Here is a 7,639-nt window from a genome sequence, read left to right as displayed (position 1 = left end):
GGCTTCGGTGGGGTGCGTACGGCTTCGGGTGGAGCGGGGGGGGCGGTGGTCAGGGTGCGGGCCAGGCCCGCAGCAGGGCGTCGAGGGCGTCGATGATCCGCTCCCAGCTCTCCTGGCTGTCGGGGGCGCTGTGGCTGAACCCGCCGGCGGTCTCCAGTCCGACGTAGCCGTGGAAGAGGCCGCCGAGCATGCGGACGGCATGGGTCTGCTCCGGTTCCGGCAGGTCGTAGCCGCGCAGGACGGCCCGGGTCAGCCGGGCGTACCGTACGCCGGCGCTCGCCAGGGCGGTGTCGCGGTCCAGCGGGTACTGGGTCGCGGCGTAGCGGCCGGGGTGCTGTCGGGCGTAGTCGCGCAGGGCGTCCGCGTGGGCACGGAGGGCGTCCTTGCCGGACCGTCCGGCGAGGGCCTCGGCGGCCCGGTCGGCGAGTTCCGCCAGACAGGACAGGGCGATCCGGGTCTTCAGGTCGTGGGAGTTGCGCAGGTGCGAGTAGAGGCTCGCGACCTTGACGTCGAACCGCCGGGCGAGCTCCGAGAGCGTCACCTGTCCGAAGCCGATCTCGTCGGCGAGCTCCGCTCCGGCGCGGACCAGCCGGTCCGCCGTCAGCCCGGCCCGTGCTGCCATGACGCCGCCGCCTCCTTGCCTCGGTCCGCCGCCCGTTGTGCGGAACACCTAAATCTTAGGCCATGATCCCTAAAGGTTGTAGGCAAGTGCCGAAGGGGTGCGGGAGCGGCGATCCGGCCGCTGCCGTCCGAAGTGGGCTCGCCTACGGCGCGTGGGGCGTTTCGCCGGGGCCGGGCCCTTCCCTCTGCTTAGGCTCGGCGCGTGGGGACCCCCGAGCAGCACGTCGAAGGCGCCGGCCCGTTCACCACGCGGGTCACCTGGCCGCTGCCGGACGGCGGGGCGGCGGTCTGGGAGTCACGGCTCGCGCGGCGCCGAGGTGTGCTCGCCGTGCGCGCCCCGGACGGGAGCCCCCGGCGGCACAGCCGCGCCGACGACGTCGCGATCGGCCGGCTGCGCAGGCTCAACGCCGTGGCGGCGACCGCCTTCGTCATCGGCGGGGCCCTGTTCGCGGTCGGCGCCGGCGTCGCGCAGTTCGGCTCGGGGGACGCCACGCAGAGCGCCGTGATCTACTTCTGCGGCGGCCTGTTCTTCAACCTCGGCGGCTACGCCTCGCTCCTGCAGGCGGTGAACGCCCCCCGCCACTCGGTGGGTTCCGGCGCGCTCGTCACCCACCGCTGGCGGTGGTGGAGCTACGAGCCGATGCGGGTGGACTGGGTGAGCGCGCTCCTGCTGTTGGCGGGCACCTTGGTGTTCGGCGTGAACCTGGTGGAGTCGCTGCGTCAGGGACTGAGCGTCCAACAGGTCGACCGGCTGGTCTGGGGACCCGACGTGGTGGGCTGCCTGCTGTTCCTGGCGTCCGGGCACCTCGCCCTGGTGGAGGTCTGCCACGGCCGGCTGCGCGTCCTCGCCCGCGACCTGGGCTGGTGGATCGTCGCGGTGAACCAGTTCGGGTCCGTGCTCTTCATGGTCTCCGCACTCGCCGCGTTCACCCGTCCCGCGACCGACAGCATGGTCGACGTGGGCATCGCCAACTGGGGCACCCTCACCGGCGCCCTGTGCTTCTCCGTGGCCGGCGTGCTCCAGTACGCCGAACGCCCGTAGGGTCCCGGCCACGTCGGCCCGCCGTGCCTCACCACTCGTCCTCGCGCAGCCGGCGCCAGATCCGGGTGCGGTGCAGCATGTAGAGGGAGACGCACAGGACGAGGACCTGCAGGCCCACGGCGAGCAGCCAGAACTCGTCCCTGCTCTCCAACTTGTCCGTCAGGAACGTGAAGTTCATCCCGAAGAAGCCGGTGATGAACGACAGCGGCAGGAAGACCACGGACACGATGGCGAGCCGGTTGATCACGCCGTTCTGTTCCCCGGCGATCAGCGAGGAGTAGCTGGCGAACGCCCGCCGGGTGGCCTCCTGGAGGGACTCGATGTCGGCGAGCACCAGGCGTGCGCTGGTCTGGTACTCCCGGGCCAGGCGCTGCCGTTCCCGGGGGAAGTTCTCGCTCATCATCCGCCGGGTGAGGACCTCGTCGGTCACCTCCAGGAACGGGCGCAGGAAGTGGTGCAGCAGGGCCGCGCGGCGGCGCAGCTGCGCGAGGCGGTAGACCTGATCGGGGCGCCGGTCCTCGAACATGTCGTCCTCAAGTTCCTCGGTCTCCACCAGGTCCTGCACGGCGGCCCGACGGAACGTGCCCAGGGACTCCCCGAGCAGCAGGAAGAGCACGGCCACCGGGTCGGCGGGCCGCTCGTGCAGCAACCCCTTGACGCTGGCCGTCGTCAGGTGCGCCGGGCCCCGGTGCACGGTGACCAGGAAGGTGTCGGTCACCACCACGTGGACGTGGGCGATCTCGTCCCCGTGGACCACGGGCATGACGAAACCCGCCTTGTTCCCGAGGAACTCGGCCCGCGGCCGCTCGTCCGCCCTGCCGAACCAGTCCAGACCGTCGATGTCCAGGCCGAGCTGGTCACCCACGGACGGCTCGGCGCCCGCTCCTTCGCCGTCGGCCTCCGCGTCCGTATCGGCGTCCGCGTCCGTATCCGCGTCCGCGTCCGTCGGCAGTTCGACGTCGACGAGGACGAACGGGTCGGTGGCCAGCCGGGCCCGCGCGTGTGCCGCGTCCGTCCGGGTGGCGGACGCCTCGGGCATCGACACCACCGTTACGATCATCGGCCCCTCGTCGTCCTTCGTGCCTCCCGGAGCTGCACCGTCGCACGGTGCCCGCCGCGCCACGGCCCGTACACGCCGCGGGTGGCGGGGCCGTCACTCGGGCAGCGTGTCACCCCCTGGGCCGTCCGGGTCGTGCGGGACGCCGGTGCGCGAGGGAGCATGGCTGGTGTCGCGTCCGTCCGGCCGCGCCGCACCCGTCCCCCTGCCCTGGAGGCGTCCGTGAACGACCTCAAGTTCGAGCAGAAGCGCTCGCTGTCCCGTACCGACGCCGCGGACCTGCTCGCCGGGCTCGCCGAAGCCCTCCGGGAGGGCGGCGAGGCCGAGGTCGAGCTGGGTGCGGGGGTGCTGAGCCTGCGCGTGCCCGACGAGCTCCGCAGCGAGGTGGAGATCGAGGTGTCCGGTGACGAGATCGAGCTGGAGATCGAGCTGAAGTGGAACACCGGCCGGTCCCGCAGGACCTCCGGCTCCGCCCCGAAGGCCGCCGCGGAGCCGGAAGCGGAGCAGGCCGCCGCCCCGGCGGCGGCCCCGGACCCGCAGGCCTCCTCGGCCAGGACGACGACGAGGCCGGCGCGGGCCCGGAAGTCGACGGCGGCCACCAAGTCCGCCAGGACGGCCAACACGGCTCGGTCCCAGCGTTCCGCGGCGAAGCGCGCATGAGAGGAGGCGGCCGCCGTGGCGCTCCCCCTGACGGTCGGCTTCGACGGTTCCGGGCCGGGTCTGCGGGCCCTGGACTGGGCCGTGGACGAGGCGGCGGTGCACGGGCGGCCGCTGCGGGTGGTGTACGCCTCCCGCTGGGAGTGGTACGAGCTCTCGCCCTCGTCCCCGGGCCGCGGGACGGGGCAGGCGGCCGGCCGGGCCGCGGTGGAGGCGGCGGCGCTGCGCGCCCGGGAACGGAATCCGGACGTGCCGGTGCAGACCGAGGTGCTCGCGGACGACCCGCGGCAGGCGTTGCTGCGGGAGAGCCGCACCTCCTGGGCCCTGGTCACCGGATCGCGGGGGCGCGGCGGGTTCGGTGACCTCCTGCTGGGCTCGGTGAGCCTGGCCGTCGCCGGCCGCGCGCTGTGCCCGGTCGTCGTCGTCCGCGGCGACGAACCCGCCCTGCGCCGCGAGCACCGGCGGGTGCTGCTCGGCGTGGCCGACACTCCCGGAGGCCCGGAGGCCGTACGTTTCGCCGTGCGCGAGGCCGAGGCGCGCCCCTGCGAGCTGACCGCCCTGCACGCCTGGCGCTGCCCCGCCCACGAGAGGGCCGGCCTCGCCCCCCTCGCCGACGGCGTCTGCCTCCACCACCGGGCACGTGCCGAGACCACGCTCGACGCGGCCCTGACCGGGCCGCTGGCCGGACACGGCGCGGTGCCGGTGCGCAGGACCCTGGTGGAAGGGCCCGCGGCGGGCGCGCTGCTCGACCGCACCGCGACGGCCGACCTGGTGGTCGTCGGAGCACACCGCCGTCCGCACCACCTGGGCCTGCAGCTCGGCCGTGTCGCCCATGCACTGCTGCACCACGCGCACTGTCCCGTGGCGGTCGTGCCGCAGGTCGACGAGGCGGCCGGACCCGCGTGAGGGCCGTCGGTCAGGCGGCCGCCGGGGCGAACGGGTGCAGGGAGTCGTTGCCGTCCTGGTGCACCACGCCGTAGGTGTCCACGGGCACCTCGTTCCAGGCGCCGGGGAGGTCGCCCAGGGGTTCGGAGACCACGAGGCGGGTGTTGTCGGAGAGTTCCTGGAGGAAGGCCGCGTCGGGGTGCAGGGCCCGCAGGGATTCCACCCTGGAGCTGTAGAAGAGGGAACGGGGGGTGCCGGCGCTGGCGTAGCGGAAGCCCCAGACCGAGGCGCCGTCCGTCACGGCGACCGTCATCTGCATCGGCGCCTCGACGCCGTGCGCCCGGCCGGTGCGCTCCACCAGGCCGACCATACGGGCCACCGCCCCCGGCGGGTCCTCCTCCAGGCCGAAGGTCAGGGCCAGGTAGAACATCACCTCGGAGTCCGTGGTCCCCTCCATCCCGTCGAACAGGGACGGCTCGACCGCCATGCACAGCTCCCTGCGGAACTGGTGGAACCCGGCGATCGAACCGTTGTGCATCCACAGCCAGCGGCCGTGCCGGAAGGGGTGGCAGTTCGTCTGCTGCACCGCCGTGCCCGTGGAGGCCCGGATGTGGGCGAAGAGCAGGGGGGACTTGACGTGCTGGGCGATCTCCCGCAGGTTGCGGTTGTTCCACGCCGGGCCGACGTCCCGGAAGATCGCCGGGGTGTCGACCTCGGCCTCCTGGCTGTACCAGCCGATCCCGAACCCGTCCCCGTTGGTCGTCTCGACACCCATGCGCGAGTGCAGGCTCTGGTCGATCAAGGAGTGCTGGGGTTTGTACAGGATGGTTTCGAGGAGGATGGGCGTCCCCGAATAGGCCAGCCACCGGCACATGGTCGATCACCCCTTCCCGGGTGCGGATCCCGGCTCCGAGCATGCGCCCGCGCCCCGGTGCCGACCTCACCCCGCGGGGGTGATCTCCGGGCCCCCGCTCCCGCGCTACGGTCGTGGCCAGCCTGCTGGAGAAGCACCGAGAGGAGCTGACGTGACCAGTGAGAACGGCCTCGACGAGATGGGGCCCATCGACTACCTGGTGGTCGAGTTCCCGGGCAGTCACCTGACCGGTGAGGGGATGCCGCTGCTGGCCGATCTGGTGGACCGCGGCATCATCCGGATCCTCGACCTGACCTTCTTCACCAAGGAGCAGGACGGCTCGGTCCGCGGTCTGGCCCTGGCCGATGTGACGGGCGACGGCGAACTCGACCTGACCCTCTTCGAGGGCGTCTCCTCGGGCCTGCTCGGCGACGAGGACATCTCCGAGGCCGGCGCCCTCCTCCAGCCGGGGGACTCGGCGGCGGTCCTGCTCTACGAGAACGTGTGGGCGGCGCCCTTGGCCGCCGCGCTGCGCCGTGCCGACGCCCGGATGATCGCGAGCGGACGGGTGCCGGTGCAGGACGTGGTCGAGGCGCTGGACGCGCTCGACGACGCGGCCTGAGGGCCCGGCCGGTCCCGGCCGCGCGCGTCACGGTGCGAAACGGTGCGGGACCTGCATCAGGACGACCGAACCAGAGGCAGGAAGCCATGCCTGGACTACTTCGCGGTGTCGCGCGTACCGCGGCCATCGCCGGGACGGCCACCGCCGTCTCCAACCGTGTCTCACGCCGCCAGGCCGGACGCTGGGCCCGCCAGGACGCCCAGCAACAGCAGGCGTACGAGCAGCAGGCGTACGAACAGCAGCAGGCCGCCGCCCCGCCGCCGCCCGCTGCGCCCGCGCCGCCCACGATGGACGACAAGATCGCCCAGTTGAAGGACCTCGCGACCCTCAAGGAGCAGGGAGTGATCACCGAGGAGGAACTGGCCACGCAGAAGGCCCGCATCCTCAACTCGTGACCGGCGGGTGTGAGCCGTTCGGGTGAACCATCCGGGGACAGACCGAAGCCGCGGCGAGGGCACCGTACGGCATCGGAGAGCCTGTGAGCTGTTCCCCGGGCACCCCTCCAGGAGGCAGCACACGTGTCGGTCAACGAGCCAGCGCCACAGCCGACGACGACGGCGCCCGCACCTCCGGATCCCCTGGACGTGCTCCGCAGCCGCGCATACCTGAAGCTGCTGGTGCTGGCCGCCGTGCTCGGAGCCCCGATCTCGGCGCTGGCGTACGGGTTCCTCGCCCTGGTCGACCGGCTCCAGCGGCTCACGTACCGCGACCTGCCGGAGGCCCTCGGCCTCGGGGGGACGCCCGTGTGGTGGCCGCTGCCCCTGCTGGCGCTCGCGGGGCTCCTGGTCGGGCTGACCATCCGGTACCTCCCCGGGACGGGCGGCCACGAGCCGGTCAAGGGGATGCAGATGTCCGGGGTGGCCGCGCCGGCCGAACTCCCCGGGATCCTCCTGGCGGCGCTGGCCTCGCTGGCGCTCGGCGCTGTCCTGGGGCCCGAGGGGCCGCTGATCGCGCTCGGCGGGGGCCTGGCCGCGCTGGTGGCGCGGTGGTCACGGCGGGAGCTCACCCCGACCGCCTACGGCGTGATCGGGGCGACGGGGAGTTTCGCCGCGGTCAGCACCCTGCTCGGTTCGCCGCTGCTCGGGGCGTTCCTGCTGATGGAGGCGTCGGTCCTGGGCGGGGCCTGGCTGGGGGTCATCATGGTGCCCGGCCTGCTCGCGGCCGGGGTGGGCTCGCTCGTCTTCCTGGGCCTGGGCCGGTGGACGGGCCTGGGCACCTACTCCCTCGTCCTCAGCGATGTGCCCGCCGCGCACCCGCCGGACCTCGGCGAGTTCGGCTGGGCCCTGGTCGTCGGGCTCGCCGCGGCGGTCGTGGGCACCGCGATCCGCGGGGCGGGCACGTTCCTCCAGGCCCGCGTGGCACGGGCGCGGATCCCCCTGAGCGTGGCGGCCGGGCTCGCGGTGGGCGGGCTGGCCATCGCCTACGCCGAGGGCAGCGGGAAGCCGGCGACCGAGGTCCTGTACTCGGGGCAGGCCGCCCTCGATCCCCTGCTGGTGGGCAGTGCCGAGTACACGGTGGGGGCGCTGCTGCTCCTGCTCGTCTGCAAGGCCCTCGGGTACGCGTTCAGCCTGAGCGCCTTCCGGGGCGGGCCCGTCTTCCCGTCGATGTTCGTGGGCGCGGTCGGCGGGATCGCCCTGTCCCACCTGCCGGGGCTGACCCTCACCGCCGGGTTCGCGATGGGGGTCGGGGCGATGAGCGTCGCCATGCTCAAGCTGCCGCTGACCTCGGTGATGCTGGCGACCCTGCTGCTGGGCCATGCCGGGATCACCGTCATGCCGCTGGTGATCGTCGCCGTGGCGGTCTGCTACACCGCCACCGCGTGGCTCGCTCCGCGCCGGCCGAAGCCGGGCCCGGGGGCCGGGCCGCAGGCCGGTGCCGGGGCCGGGGCCGGGGCCTCGGCAC

The 7,639-nt window shown here is 73.6% G+C and carries 9 protein-coding genes; 6 read left to right on the top strand and 3 right to left on the bottom strand.

What is annotated here, in order from left to right; translation table 11 throughout:
- Window positions 1–49: 49 nt before the first annotated feature.
- Window positions 50–622 (bottom strand): TetR/AcrR family transcriptional regulator, encoded by a 573-nt coding sequence (locus EF918_RS29340; RefSeq protein WP_125651958.1) that lies wholly within the window; start codon window positions 620–622, stop codon window positions 50–52.
- A gap of 201 nt (window positions 623–823) precedes the next feature.
- On the opposite strand from EF918_RS29340, the gene EF918_RS29335 reads away from it, so the two are divergent.
- Window positions 824–1,663, top strand: a complete 840-nt coding sequence (locus EF918_RS29335) for a hypothetical protein (protein ID WP_125651957.1) — start codon at window positions 824–826, stop codon at window positions 1,661–1,663.
- A 28-nt stretch (window positions 1,664–1,691) separates the two neighbouring features.
- Here EF918_RS29335 and EF918_RS29330 read toward each other — a convergent pair whose 3' ends face one another.
- Window positions 1,692–2,723, bottom strand: coding sequence for a CorA family divalent cation transporter (locus EF918_RS29330; protein WP_260610794.1), 1,032 nt, complete (start codon window positions 2,721–2,723; stop codon window positions 1,692–1,694).
- A gap of 219 nt (window positions 2,724–2,942) precedes the next feature.
- Here EF918_RS29330 and EF918_RS29325 point away from each other — a divergent pair, with 219 nt between their 5' ends.
- Together EF918_RS29325 and EF918_RS29320 are read left to right on the top strand one after the other, a co-directional pair.
- Window positions 2,943–3,380, top strand: coding sequence for an amphi-Trp domain-containing protein (locus EF918_RS29325; RefSeq protein ID WP_125651956.1), 438 nt, complete (start codon window positions 2,943–2,945; stop codon window positions 3,378–3,380).
- Window positions 3,381–3,395: 15 nt separating this feature from the next.
- Window positions 3,396–4,283, top strand: coding sequence for a universal stress protein (locus EF918_RS29320; RefSeq protein WP_125651955.1), 888 nt, complete (start codon window positions 3,396–3,398; stop codon window positions 4,281–4,283).
- A gap of 10 nt (window positions 4,284–4,293) precedes the next feature.
- On the opposite strand, the gene EF918_RS29315 is transcribed toward EF918_RS29320, so the two are convergent.
- Entirely contained in the window at window positions 4,294–5,136 is an 843-nt protein-coding gene (locus EF918_RS29315) for a class II glutamine amidotransferase (RefSeq protein ID WP_125651954.1), read from the bottom strand.
- A gap of 178 nt (window positions 5,137–5,314) precedes the next feature.
- On the opposite strand from EF918_RS29315, the gene EF918_RS29310 reads away from it, so the two are divergent.
- The 3 genes from EF918_RS29310 to EF918_RS29300 all read left to right on the top strand — a co-directional run.
- On the top strand, window positions 5,315–5,737 hold the full coding sequence (locus EF918_RS29310; RefSeq protein WP_125651959.1) for a DUF6325 family protein: 423 nt from the start codon (window positions 5,315–5,317) through the stop codon (window positions 5,735–5,737).
- 86 nt (window positions 5,738–5,823) lie between these two features.
- On the top strand, window positions 5,824–6,132 hold the full coding sequence (locus EF918_RS29305) for an SHOCT domain-containing protein (protein WP_125651953.1): 309 nt from the start codon (window positions 5,824–5,826) through the stop codon (window positions 6,130–6,132).
- 189 nt (window positions 6,133–6,321) lie between these two features.
- The coding region (locus tag EF918_RS29300; protein ID WP_148141275.1) for a chloride channel protein at window positions 6,322–7,639 on the top strand (1,318 nt) is incomplete at its 3' end.

The sequence above is a fragment of the Streptomyces sp. WAC06614 genome (genome assembly GCF_003949795.1).
In the GTDB taxonomy this organism is placed as follows: domain Bacteria; phylum Actinomycetota; class Actinomycetes; order Streptomycetales; family Streptomycetaceae; genus Streptomyces.
Note: the sequence above shows the minus strand (reverse complement) of the source record. Positions and strands in the feature narration are given on the sequence as shown.